1 pseudogene is annotated in these 1,901 nt (G+C 41.8%); it reads left to right on the top strand.

Annotated features, from left to right (window positions below):
• A pseudogene (locus D8845_RS10105) lies at positions 1 to 1,901 on the top strand (YSIRK signal domain/LPXTG anchor domain surface protein); the annotation flags it as partial.

The raw sequence follows: 1,901 nt of genomic DNA, 5'->3' as shown, positions 1-1,901 counted from the left end.
AGTATTAAACGGAAAAGTAGATCCAAAAGAGAACCAAGGTAAAGATGGAGACACATTCGTAAATACACAAACAGGNGATGTATTCGTTAAGAAAGGTAACACTTGGGAACCAGCAGGCAACATCAAAGGACCAAAAGGTGACAAGGGTGAGAACGGAAAAGATGGATTCACACCAGAAGTAACCGTTACAGACAACAATAACGGAACACACACCATCACAATCACGCAACCAGATAACAAACCATCATTAACAACCATCGTTAAAAACGGTGTAGACGGACAAACACCAAAAGTCAAAGCAGAACGAGATGAAGCGAAGAAACAAACTACATTAACCTTCTACATTGACAAAGATGGCGATGGAAACTACACAGAAGGAACAGACACACTTGTTCAAACAACAGTAGTTAAAGACGGACAAGACGGAGCTGCGGGAGCATCTGGACGTGACGGTAAAGAAGTATTAAACGGAAAAGTAGATCCAAAAGAGAACCAAGGTAAAGATGGAGACACATTCGTAAATACANAAACAGGAGATGTATTCGTTAAGAAAGGTAACACTTGGGAACCAGCAGGCAACATCAAAGGACCNAAAGGTGACAAGGGTGAGAACGGAAAAGATGGATTCACACCAGAAGTAACCGTTACAGACAACAATAACGGAACACACACCATCACNATCACGCAACCAGACAACAAACCATCATTAACAACCATCGTTAAAAACGGTGAAGATGGAAAAACACCAAAAGTCAAAGCAGAACGAGATGATGCGAAGAAACAAACTACATTAACCTTCTACATTGACAAAGATGGCGANGGAAACTACACAGAAGGAACAGACACACTTGTTCAAACAACAGTAGTTAAAGATGGTCAAGACGGAGCTGCAGGACAAGCAGGACGTGACGGTAAAGAAGTACTAAACGGAAAAGTAGATCCAAAAGCTACAGACGGCAAAGATGGAGATAGCTTCGTAAATACTGAAACAGGTGATGTCTTCGTTAAGAAGAACAATGCATGGGAACCAGCAGGCAACATCAAAGGTCCAAAAGGTGACAAGGGTGAAAACGGAAAAGACGGCTTCACACCAGAAGTAACCGTTACAGATAACAATAACGGCACACACACCATCACCATCACCCAACCAGACAATAAACCATCCCTAACAACCATCGTTAAAAACGGTGAAGATGGAAAAACACCAAAAGTCAAAGCAGAACGAGATGAAGCGAAGAAACAAACAACATTAACCTTCTACATTGACAAAGATGGCGATGGAAACTACACAGAAGGAACAGACACACTTGTTCAAACAACAGTAGTTAAAGATGGACAAGATGGAGCAAAAGGTGCGGATGGAGCATCTGGTCGTGACGGTAAAGAAGTATTAAACGGAAAAGTAGATCCAAAAGCTACAGACGGCAAAGATGGAGATAGCTTCGTTAATACTGAAACAGGCGATGTCTTCGTTAAGAAGGACAATGCATGGGAACCAGCAGGTAACATCAAAGGTCCTAAAGGCGATAAAGGTGAGAACGGTAAAGATGGCTTCACTCCAACAGTAACTGTGACAGACAACAATAATGGAACACACACCATCACCATCACGCAACCAGACAACAAACCATCATTAACAACCATCGTTAAAAACGGTGAAGATGGAAAAACACCAAAAGTCAAAGCAGAACGAGATGAAGTGAAGAAACAAACAACATTAACCTTCTACATTGACAAAGATGGCGATGGAAACTACACAGAAGGAACAGACACACTTGTTCAAACAACAGTAGTTAAAGACGGACAAGACGGAGCTGCGGGAGCATCTGGACGTGACGGTAAAGAAGTATTAAACGGAAAAGTAGATCCAAAAGAGAACCAAGGTAAAGATGGAGACACAT

It is taken from the genome of Streptococcus mitis (genome assembly GCF_003942865.1).
Lineage (GTDB): Bacteria > Bacillota > Bacilli > Lactobacillales > Streptococcaceae > Streptococcus > Streptococcus mitis_BI.
This window is presented reverse-complemented; position numbering and strand designations above follow the sequence as displayed.